The 18,501-nt window shown below is 36.2% G+C and carries 15 protein-coding genes; 9 read left to right on the top strand and 6 right to left on the bottom strand.

All coding sequences use genetic code 11. The features are described 5' to 3' along the window. The first annotated feature begins 264 nt into the window (after positions 1-264). Entirely contained in the window at positions 265-657 is a 393-nt protein-coding gene (locus AC07XN_RS15915) for a hypothetical protein (RefSeq protein WP_494743792.1), read from the top strand. Positions 658-839: 182 nt separating this feature from the next. Here the strand turns inward: AC07XN_RS15915 and AC07XN_RS15910 are convergent, their stop codons facing one another. Then, on the bottom strand, positions 840-2,255 hold the full coding sequence (locus AC07XN_RS15910) for an APC family permease (protein ID WP_494743791.1): 1,416 nt from the start codon (positions 2,253-2,255) through the stop codon (positions 840-842). Positions 2,256-2,477: 222 nt separating this feature from the next. Between AC07XN_RS15910 and AC07XN_RS15905 the strand changes: the two genes are divergently transcribed. Together AC07XN_RS15905 and AC07XN_RS15900 are read left to right on the top strand one after the other, a co-directional pair. Then, positions 2,478-4,679: a DUF5916 domain-containing protein gene (locus tag AC07XN_RS15905; RefSeq protein WP_494743790.1), complete on the top strand. Its 2,202-nt coding sequence runs from the start codon at positions 2,478-2,480 to the stop codon at positions 4,677-4,679. Between the two features lie 298 nt (positions 4,680-4,977). After that, positions 4,978-5,262, top strand: a complete 285-nt coding sequence (locus tag AC07XN_RS15900; RefSeq protein ID WP_309919288.1) for an Rdx family protein — start codon at positions 4,978-4,980, stop codon at positions 5,260-5,262. On the opposite strand, the gene AC07XN_RS15895 is transcribed toward AC07XN_RS15900, so the two are convergent. Further along, complete coding sequence (locus AC07XN_RS15895) at positions 5,255-6,499, bottom strand: Pycsar system effector family protein (RefSeq protein ID WP_309919283.1); 1,245 nt, start codon at positions 6,497-6,499, stop codon at positions 5,255-5,257. The genes AC07XN_RS15900 and AC07XN_RS15895 overlap by 8 nt on opposite strands. 27 nt (positions 6,500-6,526) lie before the next feature. Between AC07XN_RS15895 and AC07XN_RS15890 the strand changes: the two genes are divergently transcribed. Together AC07XN_RS15890 and AC07XN_RS15885 are read left to right on the top strand one after the other, a co-directional pair. Next, positions 6,527-7,381 carry an SdiA-regulated domain-containing protein gene (locus AC07XN_RS15890; protein WP_494743789.1) on the top strand — a complete coding sequence of 285 codons (855 nt, stop codon included), beginning with the start codon at positions 6,527-6,529 and terminating at the stop codon, positions 7,379-7,381. Positions 7,382-7,653: 272 nt separating this feature from the next. Continuing rightward, the gene (locus tag AC07XN_RS15885; protein ID WP_494743788.1) at positions 7,654-11,292 is read left to right on the top strand and encodes a BamA/TamA family outer membrane protein; all 3,639 of its coding nucleotides are present in this window, start codon (positions 7,654-7,656) and stop codon (positions 11,290-11,292) included. 115 nt (positions 11,293-11,407) lie between these two features. Here the strand turns inward: AC07XN_RS15885 and AC07XN_RS15880 are convergent, their stop codons facing one another. Continuing rightward, positions 11,408-12,724: an adenylate/guanylate cyclase domain-containing protein gene (locus AC07XN_RS15880; protein ID WP_494743787.1), complete on the bottom strand. Its 1,317-nt coding sequence runs from the start codon at positions 12,722-12,724 to the stop codon at positions 11,408-11,410. A 140-nt stretch (positions 12,725-12,864) separates the two neighbouring features. Between AC07XN_RS15880 and AC07XN_RS15875 the strand changes: the two genes are divergently transcribed. Continuing rightward, the gene (locus AC07XN_RS15875; protein ID WP_309919272.1) at positions 12,865-13,386 is read left to right on the top strand and encodes a DUF2911 domain-containing protein; all 522 of its coding nucleotides are present in this window, start codon (positions 12,865-12,867) and stop codon (positions 13,384-13,386) included. Positions 13,387-13,633: 247 nt separating this feature from the next. Here AC07XN_RS15875 and AC07XN_RS15870 read toward each other — a convergent pair whose 3' ends face one another. Continuing rightward, positions 13,634-13,840: a hypothetical protein gene (locus AC07XN_RS15870; protein WP_494743786.1), complete on the bottom strand. Its 207-nt coding sequence runs from the start codon at positions 13,838-13,840 to the stop codon at positions 13,634-13,636. A gap of 92 nt (positions 13,841-13,932) precedes the next feature. Next, positions 13,933-14,745 (bottom strand): NIPSNAP family protein, encoded by an 813-nt coding sequence (locus AC07XN_RS15865; protein ID WP_309919268.1) that lies wholly within the window; start codon positions 14,743-14,745, stop codon positions 13,933-13,935. 463 nt (positions 14,746-15,208) lie between these two features. Here AC07XN_RS15865 and AC07XN_RS15860 point away from each other — a divergent pair, with 463 nt between their 5' ends. Continuing rightward, positions 15,209-15,577, top strand: coding sequence for a response regulator (locus tag AC07XN_RS15860; protein ID WP_309919265.1), 369 nt, complete (start codon positions 15,209-15,211; stop codon positions 15,575-15,577). Positions 15,578-15,675: 98 nt separating this feature from the next. Beyond that, on the top strand, positions 15,676-16,440 hold the full coding sequence (locus AC07XN_RS15855; protein ID WP_309919261.1) for an MBL fold metallo-hydrolase: 765 nt from the start codon (positions 15,676-15,678) through the stop codon (positions 16,438-16,440). Between the two features lie 3 nt (positions 16,441-16,443). Here the strand turns inward: AC07XN_RS15855 and AC07XN_RS15850 are convergent, their stop codons facing one another. Next, the gene (locus AC07XN_RS15850; RefSeq protein WP_494743785.1) at positions 16,444-17,589 is read right to left on the bottom strand and encodes a putative sensor domain DACNV-containing protein; all 1,146 of its coding nucleotides are present in this window, start codon (positions 17,587-17,589) and stop codon (positions 16,444-16,446) included. Between the two features lie 330 nt (positions 17,590-17,919). Between AC07XN_RS15850 and AC07XN_RS15845 the strand changes: the two genes are divergently transcribed. Next, positions 17,920-18,429: an Lrp/AsnC family transcriptional regulator gene (locus AC07XN_RS15845; RefSeq protein ID WP_309919255.1), complete on the top strand. Its 510-nt coding sequence runs from the start codon at positions 17,920-17,922 to the stop codon at positions 18,427-18,429. Positions 18,430-18,501 lie beyond the last annotated feature (72 nt).

Here is an 18,501-nt window from a genome sequence, read left to right as displayed (position 1 = left end):
GTACTCTTTAACTGCATCTTATGTCTGAAATATAGAAGAATTCTATTTTTGATTCCAAAACTCATCAACTTTAAAGCATTCGCTTAAACCAAAATCAATTGTATTTTAAGAGACTCTACCATTTATAAGAATAATTAACCGTTTAGGGTACTTTGCATTGCAAGGTACTATCTTTTACACATATCTTTAGTGCTATAAATATGTAAACAGTAAGCGTACAAGTAATTTCTAAACAAATCATTTAATATTCTAAACAACAAGAAAATGAAAACCTTACTTAGAACCTTCGTCATTGCTTTATTTTCAACAGTGTCCTTGATTGCTAATGCAGGCGATGATGCAACAAATGGTAGAAAGACACTGAAAGTGGCTATTTATCCTGCGACGAATACCATGAAAATGAGCGTAGTAGTTGAGAAACTTGTCGGCAGAGCACTATCGGTGATTTTAAAAAGTAAATCTGGCTTTATATTGCATTCTGAATATATTAGGAAAAAGGATACGTTATATTTTGGGAAGTTTAATTTAGAAGAATTGGAAGACGGCAAATATGTTATTGAAATCTATGACGGTGAAACTAAAATCGTTAAAAATTTAGAAATAGGAACGATAAAACCTCAGGTTGTTGCTAACGAGCGTTTTATTACGATGAATTAGGTGGTTATTTAAAGTGTGTTTTGTGTGCCACAAACCACGGATGGAGAAGCTTTTATTCCTAGCGAGGGACTTAAGTCCCTCGCTAGGAATAAATATCTTGATTTTCAGATATTTATACACTTATGGATAATCCTTCTCCGTGGTCTGTGGCACACAGAACACAAGGCTGTGACAATATAAACTTACTCTTTCTTCTTTGTCCAGTAATAATAAAAAGGCAAACCTGTTGCCATCAATCCCAGTCCGCTAAGTGCCTCCTCTGGTTTTTCGATTAATGTATTTACGATAAGTACGATACAGAAAAGTACAAAAATGGCAGGTACAACTGGATAGCCTATTACTTTATAAGGACGATGCGCGTCGGGCATTTTTTTGCGTAATACAAATACCCCAAAAGCAGTAGCTCCATAAAAAATAAAAGCAGCAAAAATTAGCATATCCGTCAGTTGGTCGAATGTCCCAGATAAAACTAATAGGGAAGTCCAGATGGCTTGAATAAACAATGCACGTGAAGGAGTATTATAAACAGGGTGAATATAATCTACGCTTTTAAAAAACATTTTATCGTGTGCCATCGCATAAAATAACCTTGATGCTAACAATAAAGTAGTACTGGCACAATTGAAAGTAGTTACTAAGATTAATCCAGATATCAACATACCGCCCCAAGCACCTAGAAAATGACTAACTACGGCTACAGCAGCAATCCCATTCTTGGATTCATAGATTTTGATAAATTCATCAATTGGTAAAATATATAAATACACAAAGTTCATAGACATATACAACACCATGATAATCAACGTGCCGATAATCAAGGCCAAAGGCAGATTGCGCTGTGGATTTTTCATTTCACCCCCAATAAAACCAACACTTGCCCAACCTTCATATCCCCAAAAGGCACTTAAACACGCCAAAGCCAAGGCCTTGAAAAGAGTAGCACCCGACATAGCATCGGCATTGTATCGCACACTATTGGTGGTAATGTTTTCAAAACTGCCAACGCTTGAAAGTAAACCCAACACAATAATCAATAACATTACGGTAGTCATCAGCGCTGTTAATACTCTGCTAAGGTTTTCGCCCAGTTTCAATCCTTTATAGTTGAAATAAGTCAAAAATATAATTAAGGCAATAGCTACTAATTTTACACTGAGGTTATCTAACGGATGTAAACCAAAGAAACTAACATCGGCCAAAGAAGCTGCCGTGATAGGAAATGGGAAAACGCTATTCAGGGATTGAGCAAAAACATAGGCAATGGATGCTATAGAAGCAGTACGGATTACAGCAAAGTTGGTCCAGCCAAACAGAAAAGCAAAAAAACGATTATAGATTTTGCGAAAGTAAACAAATTCTCCACCTGAATCGGCCAACATACTGCCGACCTCCGCATTAGATAATGTCCCTGCCAAACTAATTAGCCCTGCTACTAACCATGCAATTAATACCAACGAAGGAGACTGCAATTCGGCGGACATTGGAGCTACTTTTTTAAAAACGCCCGTGCCTATTACAGAGCTGATGATGAGCACGACGGCCGAGGTAAGTCCAATAGAGCGAACTAGTTTTCCTTGATTAGGAGGCGATGACTTCATTTTATGTGGTTTTAAGGATTGACAATTATACTCAATTTAATCAATGATGAGTAGAATTACAAAAAAGCCTTAATATTCTGATAATGTAACGAAAAACGGATAAACTACAAGGCGTGTTTGTCGGGTCTGGCAGGATAGAAAAGCCTATCAATCCCTATGTTCCTTAATCATAGGGATTAGTGGTATCTTCGTACATCAATCAAACGCTATTATCCTTATACAATGAATAAACCCTTACTGTTATTATTAATCCTATTTGTTGCTTTCTCTGGCTTCTCACAAAAAATTAATCATTCCTTTCAATTCAATATCCAAAAGGCAACTTCAAAAATTAAAATTGATGGTATTTTGGATGATGAAGCTTGGAAGAACACTGATGTTGCCAAAGACTTTTGGATGATGACGCCCATGGATACTTCGCTGAGTTTAACACCCACAGAAGTACGCCTTACTTATGATGAACACTTTTTATACATCAGTGCTGTTTGTTATGAAAAAATAAAAAACAAAGGCTTTGTGGTGGAGTCGCTAAAAAGGGATTTCAGTTTTGGGAATAATGATAACTTCTGGCTGATTCTCGAACCTTTCAATGATTTGACCAATGGCTTTGTGTTTGGCGTCAATGCCGCGGGTGCACAATTTGATGGCATCATTTCGGAAGGAACAAACCTAAATGCTAACTGGGATAATAAGTGGTTTTCTGAAACCAAATACTTGGGCGACCGTTGGATATTTGAAGCGGCAATTCCTTTTAAAACACTTCGATACAAGGCTGGCGAAACCAAATGGGGGATGAATTTTAGTAGATTAGACCTCAAATCTGGTGAAAAATCTACGTGGGCAAAAATCCCTCGTCAATACTTTAGTATTACCTTGGCTTATACAGGCACAATGGTTTGGGATACCCCTCCTCCTACTCCCAAAAGCAATATTTCCATTATTCCTTATGTGTTAGGTGGAACAAGCAAAAACTTTCAAGATGCTAGCTCAACGAGCGTCAGAAAAGACTTTGGTTTAGATGCTAAAATTGCCGTTTCATCTGCTTTGAATTTGGATTTAACGGTAAACCCTGATTTTTCACAAGTGGATGTAGACCGCCAAGTAACGAACCTGAGTAGATTTGAGCTGTTCTTTCCTGAGCGGCGACAATTCTTCCTTGAAAATGCCGATCTTTTTAATAATTTTGGTTTGAGCAGTATTCGTCCTTTCTTTTCAAGAAGAATTGGACTAGGCGTTCCTATTGATTATGGTGCAAGGTTGAGTGGCAAAATTAATAATAACCTCAGGATTGGTGCAATGAATATCCAAACGGGTGTTAGTAGCTTGGAAAATAGACCTGCCCAAAATTTTTCTGCCTTGGTACTTCAACAAAAAGTATTTAGCCGTTCAAATATTAGTATGATGTTATTGAACAAGCAATCACTCAATTACGACGAACATATTAATAAAGACTTTAATCAATACAATAGAAATGTAGGGTTTGAATACAACTTAGCATCAGCTAGTAATTTGTGGATAGGCAAAGCAATGTACCTAAAATCATTCAGCCCCAATAGTAAGGACGATGATTTTGTAAGTGCCTTTAATTTGAATTACAATGGGTTAGCAGTGGATGCAGGCGTTCAATACGAATATGTAGGCAAGAATTATAATCCTGAAATTGGCTATGTACCCCGTACTGGCTATCATAAAATTACAGTGCCGATACAGTATAATTTTTATCCAAAAAACAAAGCTAGTATAGTCCAGACGCATGGTCCATTGTTTTCAACGTATGCGTACTGGAATGCCGATAAATTATTGACAGATTTACAAAGGCAATATTATTATCTTTTTACGATGAAAGACCGTAGTAGTTTTACTGCTTATTACGAAACGAACTATATCAAATTACCTTTCGCCTTCGACCCTACCAATAAGGGAAGTAATGATAAACTAGCCGCTGGAAGTGAACACAAATTTGGTTCAATGAACATCAATTACCTTTCTACGCCACGGAAAAAATATACCTTTGGCATTACTGGAAGTTACGGTAGTTATTTTGGTGATGGTAAGCTATTGAGCATTTCGGGTGATATAGGTTATCGTTTTCAGCCCTATGTAAGCTTGTCGGCCAATATCAATTATGTGGAGATTAGTGATGTAAAAATCCCTGTAAAAGACCAAAATGACCTGATAGTAAAATCAAACTTTTGGCTGGTTAGTCCTAAAATTGATATTACTTTTACGAATAAATTATTCTGGACTACGTTTATACAATATAACGAGCAGGTACAAAACGTAAATATCAATAGCCGTGTACAGTGGAGATACAAACCTGCCTCTGATATATTTTTGGTATATACTGATAACTATATTCCGGGAAGTTTAAATATTAAAAATCGTGCAATTGTATTGAAGTTTACTTATTGGTGGAATTTGTGACAGCTATGAGTTGTCAGCCTTGAGCTTTCAGCTTTTAGTTATCGGCAATCGGTTGTCGGTCGTAAGCTGATAGCCGAAAACCAATAGCTAAAACCGTGGTTTGAGAGTCAAGAATAATGACTGAAAGCTGATTTACCCGCAGATTTTCACAGATTGATACGCAGATTTACGGAGATTTTTTATTCAAAATCCGAAAACTGAAAGCCGATGACTGAAAGCTACAATCAGATGACCGAAACCCATTCACCATGATAAAAAAACTCATAGCTGATAGCTCAAAGCTGACGGCTGTACAACCATGAAACCAAAAATAACCATAGAATATTGCCCCAAATGTAATTGGCTGATGCGTTCGGCATGGATGGCACAGGAATTACTGACAACTTTTGTAGATGAACTACAAGAAGTAAGCCTACGCCCAAGCGAAGTTGCTGGGCGTTTTCAAGTATTTTTAGAACAGGAAGTAATTTTTGACAGAAAACGTGAAGGACATTTTCCCGAAGCCAAAGAATTAAAACAGATAGTCCGCGACCTAGTTTGTCCCGAAAAAAGCCTAGGTCACTCCGACAAAAAAACTACTTAAAAAAGTACATCGCAACGGCAAAAGACACTACCGAGGCCGCAAAACCAAACATAAATACGGTATAGGAAACCCTGAGGAACTTGTATTTTTTGCCAAGTACTTTTCCTAAATAATATATATCACGGGTCATGCTAGCATACAAGAAATCAGAATCATTCATCATTTCTTTCATTCCCCATTCATAATCTGTTAGTTCCATCTGGTGGAAATTACCAAAGAAAAGTAAATTGGCTGTTTTCCCTTCAATGTCTTCACGGGAAAACTTACCAGAGGTCACATTAGGACGAACTGCTAGAATAGCAAAAATCGTAGCGACTAAACACACTATTGTCAGCAATGCTGTTGGCAGAATTAGATTTGGCCAATCTTCCAATTTTCTCGCCAATACACTAAGTACCAAAGAGATAATAATTGAATTAACCGAAATCATAATGTTGGCTTTATTATCTGCCATGGCTGATAACTGAAAGTGGTTTGAAGACGTTGTTCTAAACATCGTTTCTATACCACGCTCTGGTTTTTTTATCTTTTCAGCCTCTTTTCTTAATTTCTTATCAAATTTACTTTCGTGTGTTTCTTCTTTCACTTCTATTGCTTCTTTTTCCTCATTTTCATCCCAAGGGAACTTTAATTTTATGCCTCCTCCCTCAAATTGTGCTAATTTCATTAAGCCCTTTTTAAGGTTTTCTTGTTTGAGCGGTTCAAAATGTTCGCGAGCATATTCAGTATAATATTGGTGATTTTGAATTAGCTCCACTGTCGACTCCCACCATTTTTTCTCCCCAATGCTTTTTAAAATAGAGCAGAATTCAATCCGTAAATTTTCTGAATAATTCATAAATTCGGGTGATGCCAAATGTGATAAATCGGCATCACACAAAATCATTTCCTTACGATTTTTGGGATTTTGTGGCATTTTGGTGGCTTCAATACAGCCCAAAACTTTATCAATACGCTTTTCTGGAACTTCTAAGCCCTCTAAAAACGTTTTGGCCATAAGTTTACTTCTATCCTCATGGTTGATACACCCTTGCTGATAACCGATGTCATGTAGCCAAGCTGCAATCAAAATTGTCTCAAGGGCTTTATCCGAGAGGTCAGAAGCTTTACCTATTTCCTCCGTCACTTTTACCACATGATGAGTGTGTCCAAAATTATGATAAATCAATTCCGCAGGCAATTTGTTTAAAATTCCTTCAGCATATTCTTGTACCTTTATGAGCAATTCCGTTTGCATAATCAACTTACAACATTAAATAAAAGCATGATGATCTCTTCCAAAACTTTAATTCTACTAACTTTCGTTCCATTATCCATTTTTTCTTGTGCAAAAAAAGAAAAACACAAAGAAAAAGAAAAAACAGAAGAAACTACTACAGCCTTGACACTACCGTATGATTTTGAAAATCCTAGTCAAAAAATAACCTTACCGAAGAGCCTTAAAGAAATTTCTGGACTGTCATTTTATAAAAATAATCAATTGGCCTGCATTAATGACGAAGAAGGTAAAGTTTTTATTTTTGATTTAGCAAAAAAAGAAATTATTCAGAAAATTCCCTTCGGAAAATCAGGTGATTATGAGGGCGTAGAAGTAGTAGGCAATGAGGTATTTGTGTTGAGAAGTGATGGCTTAATTAAGAGTTTTAAAATTGGCGAACCTTACGAAAGAGAAATAGACTGTTCAGACCCTGATGTTGTTGAATACGAAGGCCTTAGCTATGACCCAACCACTGGAAATCTACTATTAGCAGCCAAAGAAAGGATAAAGGAGGTAGATAGTAAAAAGATGATTTATGCCTACGATTTTAAAAGAAAAATTCTGTTTAAATCTATCGCTATTCCAGATGAAAAATTAATTGGCAAAGATGGCAAAAAAACTTTCCGTCCATCGGGTATCGCTATCCACCCTATTACTCAACAAGTTTTTATCATTGCTTCACAAGGCAAAAAACTTTTGATTTTATCTAAAGATGGTGCTAAGGAAGCTCTAGTAGATTTAAATCCCAATCTTTATAAACAACCAGAAGGCATTTGCTTTACGCCAAATGGCAACTTGTATATTTCATCTGAAGGTGCAGGTGGAGATGGCTATATTTTAGCTTTTGATTATAAAAAGTAATTGCGTGCTATTGCAGTTAATTTTAAATGATTTTGCTTGAGAGTAGTTTAAAAATTGGTTTGTATCTGAAAAGAAAATTCCCTTTCGCCACAACTTACTTTTCTTGTCTTGACACAAGAAAAGTAACAAAAGAAAGTCAAGAAATTCCGAAACTCGCTCCGCTCAAACAGCGGAATTTCACAAAAAATGCTTATGCTAATTTAATAAAAACTCCTCAACAAAACATTAAATTACTATATTACTAAACCAAAACCTTAATTATCCAAGAAAACATGGAGACTCCCTTTAAAAAGTTTATCTTCAAAAGCTTCAGTGCATTGTTGCCTTTATTATTGCTTACCGCCGAATTTGGTTTTAGCCAAAAAAAGCCTAATTATTCTGTCTTTTTAATTGGTGATGCTGGCGAACCTCCAAAGAATGGCAAAGACATGGTGTTGAGCCCGTTGAAAAAGCAAATGCAACAAGCTGGCAAGCAGTCGACCATCATGATTCTTGGTGATAATGTGTACCCTAAAGGGTTAAGTAATATCGATGAGCCAAATCGTAAAAATGATGAGGAACGTTTGGCAGACCAGTTGAGTATTTTGCAAGATTATGAGGGCAAACCTTTTATCATTCCGGGCAACCACGATTGGCAACAAGGAGGGAAAAAGGGATGGGAATATATCCAAAATCAGGAAAAATTTGTTTCTGATTTTTTGAAAAGAGAAGATGTATTTTTCCCAAAAGGCGGATGCCCTACACCACATGAGGTTGCCCTTAACGACCAAATTACGGCCGTGATTCTTGATACACAATGGTGGCTACATCCTTGGAAAAAACCAGAAGCAGATTCTGACTGTGAAGTAAAGTCATTAGAAGAAATGCTGATAAGTGTCAATGATATTCTGGATAGAAATCGCCATAAAAAAGTATTAGTAGTTGGGCATCATCCCATGTATTCGCATGGCTCTCATGGTGGTTATTATACTGTACAAGACCACCTTTTACCATTTCATGAATTAGGAGTACCTATTCCTCTGCCAGTACTTGGCTCTATTTATCCGTTGTACCGTACCCTTATTGGTAATATCCAAGATATTCCACATCCTAAATATAAACAAATGCGTGATGGACTTGTGGGGATTTTCAAACAATATAAAAACGTAATTTATGCCAACGGACATGAACATAATCTACAATTAATTCAGCGAGATTCTATCAACTATATTACTTCAGGAGCAGGTTCAAAAAACACGCCTGTAAAAATGGGGAAGGATTCTAAATTTGCTAGTTCGCAAATTGGGTTTGCTCGCTTAGACTTCTATGATAACCAAATCAAGCTGATATTTTTTGGCGGTGATGGCAAAGATGGGAATGAATTGTATAGCACGGATATTTTGCTGGATACTAACGCCATTGACCCAAAAGACGTACAAACAGAAAAAATCCATATGCTGGGTGTTGTACCCAACCCCAAATATAAAGCAGGGAAATTTAAAACTTTTATGTTGGGGAGCAATTATAGAGATATTTGGACAACGCCCATCAAACCTAAAACGCTTGATTTTGAACATGAAGAAGGAGGATTAAAGGTTATTCAACGGGGCGGTGGTTATCAAACACTTTCATTACGTTATCAAAATCCTAAAGGTGAACAATTCGTTACGCGCTCAGTAGAAAAATATCCAGAAAGAGCCGTTCCAGAAGCTATTCGCAGTCAGTTTACTACCGATATTGTCTCTGACCAAATTTCTGCTTCACATCCTTTCGCAGCTTTGGTGGCTTCACATTTGGCAGAAGCCGCTGGTGTTTTGCATACTAATCCTTCGTTGGTGATTATTCCAGAAAGCAATGTATTGGGCAATTACAAACGCCTTTTCACGAACCAATTAGCCCTTTTCGAAGAACGTCCAGATGGAAGTTTTGCGGGTTCGAAAAAAATACAAAGTACCCAAAAAGTAGTTGAAAAACTAGCTGAAGACAATCACAACGAAATTAATGAAAAAGAGGTAATCAGAGCAAGGTTATTAGATATGCTGATTGGCGACTGGGACCGTCACGAAGATCAATGGCGTTGGGCTGGTTATGAAAATGGTCATGACAAAGGTTTGAGTTTTAGGCCTATTCCACGTGACCGTGACCAAGCTTTTTTTGTAAATGAAGGCGTTCTACCTCGTATTATTTCTCGAAAGTGGATATTGCCCAAAATTCAAGGGTTTGATTATAAAATTCGTGATGTAGCAGGTTTGGCATTCAATGCACGTTATTTTGACCGTTCGTTTCTAACCCAATCTTCCGAGAACGATTGGATGGCAATGGCCAAAGAACTTCAACAAAAAATCAGTGATGCTGTGATTGATTCTGCTGTTACGCATTTCCCTAATTTCCCAGAGCATTCGGCTATTATTGCTAAAAAACTAAAACAACGCCGTGACGACCTTCCTGGATATACAAAAGAATTATATGAATTTTTGAGTAAAGAAGTAGATATTCTGGGAAGTGACAAGGATGAATATTTTTTTGTAAGTCGACTCGAAGATGGGCGAACAAAAGTGTCAGTCTTTGACCAAAAGAAAAATGGCGAAATCGGTAGAACACTTTATGAAAGAACATTTGACCCAAAAATCACGAAAGAAATCAGGATTTGGGGATTAGATGGAGAGGATAACTTCAAAGTATTTGGTCAAGCCAGTAAGGGTATTAAAGTGCGTTTGATTGGCGGAAAAGGAAAAGATATTTTTACAGACTCGTCTTCTGTGAGTGGCTTAGCTAAGAAAACCATTATTTATGATAAAAAAGAAAATACTATACTCAATTTAGGCACTGAAAGTAAGGACTTAACAAGTAATAAAAAGAACGTTAACGATTATAACCGCGAAGCTTTTAAATATGACAGAGTAGCCCCACTAGGTTCTTTTGCCTATAACGTTGACGATGGTATTTTTATCGGAGCAGGGGCACAATGGACTCGTCAGGGTTTCAGGAAAGACCCTTTCGCTTCACAACATACAATTTCAGGCAATTACGCTTTTGGCACTAATTCGTATAATATTTTTTATAAAGGCGAATTCATGGATGTAATCGGTAAAACTGATTTTGAATTAAAAGCTAATTTACAACAAGGCGGCTTGGTTGATAACTTCTTTGGGTTGAGCAACGAATCGGAATATAAAAAAGAGAAAGGGATTGATTACTACAGAATTCAATACGAAAACGAAGAGATTACAGCGCTTTTCAAAACCCGCTTCAATAAACTAACGCTGTATTATGGTGCTGCGAAAAACGAATGGCATATTAAAGAAAACCCCAAACGCTTTATTAATGAATTTGCCCCACATGGTGATGAAATATATCAGGACAAATACTTTATTGGGCTAAAAACAGGGTTTATCCTTGATAACCGTGATAATATCATTTTTCCAACCAGAGGTATTTTATGGAACTTTGATGCCACCATTCAGCGAGGTGCGAATGATGTTACGAAGAACAATTATGCCAACCTGAAAACTGATTTATCATTTTATTATACCTTTAAATTACCTGCGGTTGTTAGCTTGGCTACTCGTTTTGGAGGAGGCCTAAACCTTGATGATTATGAATTGTATCAGGCCAATTCGTTGGGTGGATTAACGAATCTTAGAGGTTTCAGACGGACACGTTTTTCAGGGAAATCTTCTTTTTATAATAATACAGAAGTTCGTATAAAAGTACTCAATTTCAAATCATATTTATTCCCAGCTTATGCAGGCGTACTTGCCTTTAATGATGTTGGAAGGGTTTGGAATCCAACTGAAAACTCTGAGAAATGGCACCAAAGTTATGGAGGTGGTATTTGGATTGCTCCTTTCAATATGGTAGTGATTACGGGGATGTATGGTATTTCAGAAGAGAACCATTTATTTTCTGTGAAGGCAGGGTTGTTTTTCTAATGAATAAAAAGGACAACTCTTTTATCATTACAATTCCAATAAATTGATAACCTATTTTTATCACTAGGGAGGGACTTAAGTCCCTCCCTAGTGATAAAAATAGTCAAAAAGCATTTTATGCCAATTTCCACAAAAACATCTCGTTCTCCATTCCTTTTAATTTTACAGAGCCTACTTGCTTAGTATCAATCGGAATAGCCGAAATTTCATCCATTACTTCCTGACTTATCAGCAGTTGAGATTGGTATTTTTTATTCAATTGTTCTATCCTTGCTGCCTGAATTACTACGTTCCCAGTGATGTTATATTGCTGACGAGAATCCGTACCGATATTTCCTACTACGGCATCTCCTGTATGAATGCCTATACCTAGCCCTGTATTAGGTATCGTCCCTTGCTCATTCATCTTCTGGATTTTTTCAATAATATCCAGCCCTGCCTTTACAGCATTTTCAGAAGGGTTTTCTAAATTGATAGGTGCTCCAAAAGTAACCATACAGCCATCTCCTAAAAACTGATTTACAATACCATTGTATTCGTTAACGGTATTGACAACTACCTCAAAAAAAGCATTCTGATACTCCATTACTTCCTCCGCAGTATGTTTGTCAGCATACACCGTAAAATTACGGATATCCAAAAACATGATGCTTACTTTCTGGTGCTTGGCTTTCAGAATACCATTTTGTTCCAACATTACTTGTGCTACTTCTGGCGAAACCTGTTGCCCAAACATTTCTACAATGTGTTCTTGGGTCTCCATCCGTTCTATGGATAGCTGAATGCTCTTTCTAATCTGCGTAGCGACATACCCTGCCGACAAACCACCGAAAACCAAGGAGAAAGTTTTGAGCAGATACGAAAACATTTGTTTAGTATAAATATCATGCTCTGAGACAATCGTTCCAGATTCTATCAGGTGGTAACTCAGAAAAAAGTACTCTAACCCAGCCAATAGTCCCGTCCACAACGAAACGGCGAAACTCAGCCTTAATGTTGATAGAATGATAAAAATAAAGTAGATATACACTAACGGAGAAAGTACTATCAGGATAGGATGGTTGTATTCTTGTCCTGCAAAATACATTACCAATGTCAGTAACGTAATTTCTAGTGTTGCATTACCAAACTTTGCTACCAAAGGCATTTTATTCATTACTTTCAGCAGATACTTCATAGATAGCCAGACCGTCAGTTCATAGAAAGTCATAAATGCTAAATACAAAAATATAATCTGAGGGACGCCTTCGTGCCCATTTAAATAATTCAACTGATACACTGTTTTAGCAAACAGCGCATAACTGAGAAAACTTATCGAGAAAAAAAGTAATAAAACCCCTGCCCTTTGTCGCTCTCTACGAATATTCTCCTGCTCAAACTGTATATCGAAATAGGTTAATGCGGGGTTGTTTGAAAATAGAAATTTCTTCATTTAATAAAATAAAATATTCATTTAATAAAAATATAACAAATTTGAGACAAAATAACTCCCTTAAAATAAAACTTTATGAAATCTTTTGCGTTGTCCTAGATGAAAAACTCCTTTCAAAAAACTTAAACAGATTTACAAAAATGAAAAAATTAATTTTATTGACGTTATTTTCTATCACCGCTTTCATCAGCAATGCACAACATGAAGCAAGTAACGACAAGTCTAAAATGCCTTCTCCACCAGCAACTGCTTCTGCTACTATCGGAGAAACTACTCTCACAATCAATTATAGTCAGCCTGCCGTAAAAGGTCGTAACGTTTGGGAAGGCAACCTTGCCCCATTTGGTAAAGTATGGCGTACTGGAGCAAACGAAGCTACAACTTTTGAAGTAAGCAAAGATGTAACCGTACAAGGTAGGACTTTGAAAGCTGGCAAATATGGTTTTTTTACGATTCCTGGTGAAAAAGAATGGACAATTATTTTCAACAAGGTAGCGAAACAATGGGGAGCATTCAAATATAGTGAAGCGGATGATGTGTTGAGAGTAACAGCGCCAGCTAGAGCTAACGATATGACTGAACGTTTTACGATTAAAGCGGAAAACAGTGGAGACGTAACCTTGATGTGGGAAAAAGTAGCGGTTACATTTCATGTAAAATAAATATGAGTGTCTTATAAACATGAATTATCCCTCATTGTAAATGCTATTTACAATGAGGGATAATTCATGTTATTTGTTTGCCAAATAGTTACTACGCTTTATGCATTTGTAAATTGAGCCTTAAAACATTTAATCCTTCAAGCCTAACTTACTCTTTTGACGATATTCAATTTTAAAAATTGTAGCGTTCAAATCTTCGTTAATAACAACGCAGTGTCTGGATAATCACCAAAGAGTTTAGTTTCGTCTATAATACCATACATTCCCTTTCCATGTTTTCGTTTAGAAAGTTTGGCATAATACTCCCATTTTTGGCAACCGCTATATAACGGGTAGCCCCTAAATCAGTGGCAAGCACTTTTATCGAAAAACCATTTATAAGTTTGATATCAACACTAGTATTATCGTCCTTCTTGGGTTTAGTGTCTGTATCATTGTTAGGAAATACCTTCACAAGTACTAATAAAGTAAGGATTAAAGAAAATTATTGTTTTTCATGTATTGATAAATGGTATTCCTAAGATGAATTCAAAAATTGACTGTTGATTAAATATCTGAATAATCAGTGGGGAATAGAAAACGAGTATCATTTTTGGATACATTATGCTGATATTCAGGCATGGCTACTAATTTTTTCCAGTAATCATCATTTGAAAATGCTTTCCAATGCTCATCGCGTGAAGCCTTGTTTTCAAAAGTAGTCATGTACATTAAATTAGGCATCTGTCCGCCCGAAATCACTTCGGCATAGAATACGGCATTAAAGCCTAATCTTTTGAATAGGGCAACTTCACCACCTTTATTAAACATATCAACTTTGTTCAAGTATAGTTTTTCAGTAGGGCCTTCGTAACTTCTTAATTCATATACTCTTTCAGCTTTAGGCGAGCTCAATGCTGGCAAGTTGAATATTGGGGCATCTGTAAATGCTGATAGTAAAATAGATTCAATACGGCTATATGGTGGATTATTGTAAGGTGCGTCTATGTAATCTTTTCCATCAATGGCATATTGTTTGTCTGCTGCTAGTTTTTTGTCAAGTTTCAAAAAATCATCTGAAGATTTGAAAGGAATAAAAACATACACCAGCATATCAGTAGCAACAGGGGCATCTTTTGCCACGATAGGTTTAAAAACCCCAACACTACTAATGCCTAAACGATGAAGTGCTGGTAGATAAGCATTCTGTAAAAAAACATCAAGGCGAGCCTCTTGGTCTTTAGTTTTAAGGTGATACACTTTTAATTGATAAAAGTCTCGTTTAGCAGCCATTGCCATGGAGGAAAAACTCAATACAAATGTTAAAAATAGTATTGAAAAGCGTATTGCGATAGTCGATGAATTGATATTTTTTAACATTATTATAAAAGTATCTAAACGGTTAAGTAAAAAATTGATTTAAGAAATTATGACATTTCCGAGATAAAATTAGAATTAATTAAATTGATGGTTACCATGATTTATCGTTAACGCATGTTTAAAGTGTACATGATACTACAGAAAATGAGTAAATACATCCTGTACATAGCTTAATGTTAGAAATGTAAAGCGCAAAATATATTTTGCAAAAAAAATCGGGATGACTCATGTTAATAGGATTCCTTACCAAAGTATCATTGATAAATATCATTTTATTGAATTTGCTTGTCATTTCATACCCAATTTTTAATATTTTTCGTTAGCTTTACAGCGTTTATAAATGTAAATACTTAATATAATAACTAAGATTTATCACAAAAAAGACGCTTAATTTTTAATTGGTAATTGTTAATTGTTTCCTGTTACTTATCTTTACCATATTAATCAATCATTAACCTTAAGTATGAAGAAAGTCCTGATTGCCGAAGATAGCTCAGTTATCCAGAACCTTGCTAAGAAGATTTTAGAATTTCAAAATTTCGAAATCCATTCTGTTAAAAATGGGCAACAAGTGTTAGATGCTCTTGAGAAAGAAGATTTTGACATCATTTTGCTAGACATCAATATGCCAGTAATGGACGGAATGGAATGTGCTAAAGCAGTACGTAGTTTGAAAGACGAAGCTAAAGCTAAAATACCAATTATTGCTATTACTGGTAATGCTAGAAATTATTCTATGGAAGATTTCAAAGAAGCTGGTTTTGATGATATGCTTGCTAAACCTTTGAACTTTGATGCATTGGTTGCTCAAGTAAAAGCACTTACCGAATAGTTATGAAAAATGAGTTATGAGTTATGAAGCTGAGAGTTGATAGATAATTTACTCGAATATTATTAATTCATAACTCATAATTGATAATTCATAATTCTATGAGAATTACCTTTTTAGGCACTGGAACATCCCAAGGAGTACCTGTAATTGCTTGTGATTGTGAAGTTTGCCAATCTCTCGACTTTCGTGATAAACGTCTTAGGGTTTCTATTCACCTAGAAATAGCCGACAAAAGTTTTGTTATTGATACTGGCCCCGACTTTCGTCAGCAGATGCTTCGTGAACGTGTTCACAAGCTAGATGCTATTATTTTCACGCACGAACACAAAGATCATACCGCTGGTTTAGATGACGTAAGAGCATACAATTTCTTTCAACAGAAAGATATGCCTATCTATGCGCGTCCGTCAGTACTTGAACAGATTCAGCAAGAGTTTGCTTATGCATTTACTGCTATAAAATACCCTGGCACTCCGCAAATTACCCTGAACGAAATTCATTATAATACTCCTTTTGATATTGAAGGTGTTACCTTCACTCCTATTGAAGTGTTGCACTTTAAATTGCCGGTATATGGCTTTAGAATAGGCGACTTCACTTATATCACCGACGTAAACTATATTTCGGAAGAAGCTATTGAAAAAGTAAGAGGCTCTAAAATTGTCGTAATTGGTGCTTTGCGTAAAGAAAAGCATTTATCACATTTTACCCTTTCAGAAGCCATAGAGGTACTCGAGAAAATCAAGCCTGATGAAGCTTATATTACCCATATCAGCCACCAGATGGGACTGCACAGGGAAGTAGAAGAAGAATTGCCTTCTTATATAAAACTTGCCTACGACGGACTCACGCTTACCTGCTAGTGCCTAGATTAATAACGTATCTACTCGATGGGCATGTACCATTCTATCACAAGGAGACCACGAGAAAATAGTAAATCTTCCATCTTGCGAGGCAACTAGGGCAATCGCATCACGTTGATCATACACAAATTGTGCCGCAGAAAGATGTCTTGTTCCCCCATTCTGAACTGGGTGTACTACCTGAGGTTCATTACCAACGATAGGCTCGGTTACTAAAATAGCTTCTAATGCTTTGCCAGAGGGCGAACGTCCAATTTTTGCCCCAAAAGCCAATACTTCAAATTGGTCATTAATGATAGTAGCACCATCAACGGCTGTTAATCCTGCTATTCCATTTACTACTTGATTTAGCTTATTTTGCAAGGCTGGATTGTGAATATCCAATCCTTTTTCATTCAAGAAAGAAAGGCCTGAGAAAACAGGTCTGAGGGCATAAGTAATAGGGTAAATAATAGAAGAGCGCCAATTATCGTGTTTAGAAGGCACAATCAAAAGAGCCCCTCCTCTTTGGTGTGCTCGCATGGCTACTGCTAGTTGGACAAGTACATTCAAAGAATCATTCCAAGAGGAAGGCGAAGCGATACCAATCATAGAGCCTAGCACGGCTGGACAGTCGGGCAAAGTACCACTACTTTCGTCGATTACTTTTATTTGGTCACCTTTCAACACAGCAACATTTATAAACTTACCAAAGCCATCTGTCCGACGATGTTTGATGACTAACAAGCCCGGTTCAACAACTTCAAGGACAAAACATAATCCTGGAATATTGGTAGTAGTTCCCCAAATATATAATTCATCGTCTTCTATCCAAACGCCCAAGTGAATACCCGCATGTTCTACAGAGGGGGCTAATTTGGTTAGTACATCGGGATTAAACTTTAATCTATGTTCAAAAATTAAAGGGTGGTCAGTTAATAAAGGTGGTAAAAATGCAAGTGATATTTTAGGAGAACGCCCCTCCTCACGACGGAGACTCGCCCAAAAACCAACATCAATAATTGATTCTATGACCAAACTATTAGGAATTGGGGCAAGTATTTTACCATCATGCTTCACTGCAATTTGATGGTGAAATATAAAATGGTTTTCAATGGTTTCAGAAACCATTTGAGCTGCCTGATAAGTAGTTGTGGTGGAAATCATCATTAAATTTTACCTCTCTTAATTTATCTTCAATGCAAATTGATACTATACCTACTCAACTATTAATTCTGGGCTTAGGTTCAATGCTGTAAAATTTTATGTTAAGTATTTATAAATTTAATAAAACTCACAATCACTAAAACTTTGTGCCTAAATAGGTAGTTGTTATCTAAGTACTTTTTGTTATTTTTATTTTAAATACGGTATTTTCTTCACTTTTTAATCAAAAAATGATTATTTTTTGCTGAATTTGCAATAACTATATTTTATTTATTTTTTATCTTTCAGTTAAATTTACGAAATTAATACCTCAACTTAGCCTTTTTCTACTACATGAGCCTTACACAACCAACCAATAACAACGATGTTTCATTTGACTTAGATGAGCTAGATTTTGCCATACTAGGACAATTGCAAGAAGATGGGCGTCGCTCATTTACAGAAATGGCTGAAAATCTTAAAACATCAGCCAGTACGATACGAAGCAGGGCAAGTAAACTAATTGAAGACAAAACCATTCAAATAGTTGGACGTGTAAATACTGCTAGAGTAGGTTTTCACGCGTATGTGCATATTAAAATTTCTGTACGCCCTGCCAACCTGATTGAATCTGTTGCTGCTCAATTACAAGAATTTAGAGAGGTAAGTTTTTTGGCTGTTACTTCAGGAGATTTTGATATTCAAGTAGATGTAATGTGTAGAGATAATAATCACTTACTAGAAGTAATTAATCAAAGGATTCCGAATATTGAAGGAGTTTTTCAGACCAAAACGGATATGTATATCAAAATTTTAAAATACTCTCAGCCAGATTTAGGCTTGTTGAATAAGCCGAAAGAGTGAAAGGATAAAATTGTGAGTTTTGTGTAAGGAGTTGTCTTTGCCTAAAATAGGTTGCCTTACTGAATATAAAAT

It is taken from the genome of Arcicella sp. GW458-12-2-14-TSB2 (genome assembly GCF_059423785.1).
The sequence above is the reverse complement of the archived record's forward strand: the minus strand, read 5'-3'. Positions and strand labels throughout refer to the sequence as shown.

Bases quoted from the DNA above. Each gene is read 5' to 3' on its own strand.
- AC07XN_RS15895 (WP_309919283.1), bottom strand. From the start codon at position 6,499: ATGCAAACGGAATTGCTCATAAAGGTACAAGAATATGCTGAAGGAATT.
- AC07XN_RS15850 (WP_494743785.1), bottom strand. From the start codon at position 17,589: ATGATGATTTCCACCACAACTACTTATCAGGCAGCTCAAATGGTTTCT.
- AC07XN_RS15845 (WP_309919255.1), top strand. From the start codon at position 17,920: ATGAGCCTTACACAACCAACCAATAACAACGATGTTTCATTTGACTTA.
- AC07XN_RS15875 (WP_309919272.1), top strand. From the start codon at position 12,865: ATGAAAAAATTAATTTTATTGACGTTATTTTCTATCACCGCTTTCATC.
- AC07XN_RS15900 (WP_309919288.1), top strand. From the start codon at position 4,978: ATGAAACCAAAAATAACCATAGAATATTGCCCCAAATGTAATTGGCTG.
- AC07XN_RS15905 (WP_494743790.1), top strand. From the start codon at position 2,478: ATGAATAAACCCTTACTGTTATTATTAATCCTATTTGTTGCTTTCTCT.
- AC07XN_RS15865 (WP_309919268.1), bottom strand. From the start codon at position 14,745: ATGTTAAAAAATATCAATTCATCGACTATCGCAATACGCTTTTCAATA.
- AC07XN_RS15855 (WP_309919261.1), top strand. From the start codon at position 15,676: ATGAGAATTACCTTTTTAGGCACTGGAACATCCCAAGGAGTACCTGTA.
- AC07XN_RS15880 (WP_494743787.1), bottom strand. From the start codon at position 12,724: ATGAAGAAATTTCTATTTTCAAACAACCCCGCATTAACCTATTTCGAT.
- AC07XN_RS15885 (WP_494743788.1), top strand. From the start codon at position 7,654: ATGGAGACTCCCTTTAAAAAGTTTATCTTCAAAAGCTTCAGTGCATTG.
- AC07XN_RS15860 (WP_309919265.1), top strand. From the start codon at position 15,209: ATGAAGAAAGTCCTGATTGCCGAAGATAGCTCAGTTATCCAGAACCTT.
- AC07XN_RS15890 (WP_494743789.1), top strand. From the start codon at position 6,527: ATGATGATCTCTTCCAAAACTTTAATTCTACTAACTTTCGTTCCATTA.
- AC07XN_RS15910 (WP_494743791.1), bottom strand. From the start codon at position 2,255: ATGAAGTCATCGCCTCCTAATCAAGGAAAACTAGTTCGCTCTATTGGA.
- AC07XN_RS15915 (WP_494743792.1), top strand. From the start codon at position 265: ATGAAAACCTTACTTAGAACCTTCGTCATTGCTTTATTTTCAACAGTG.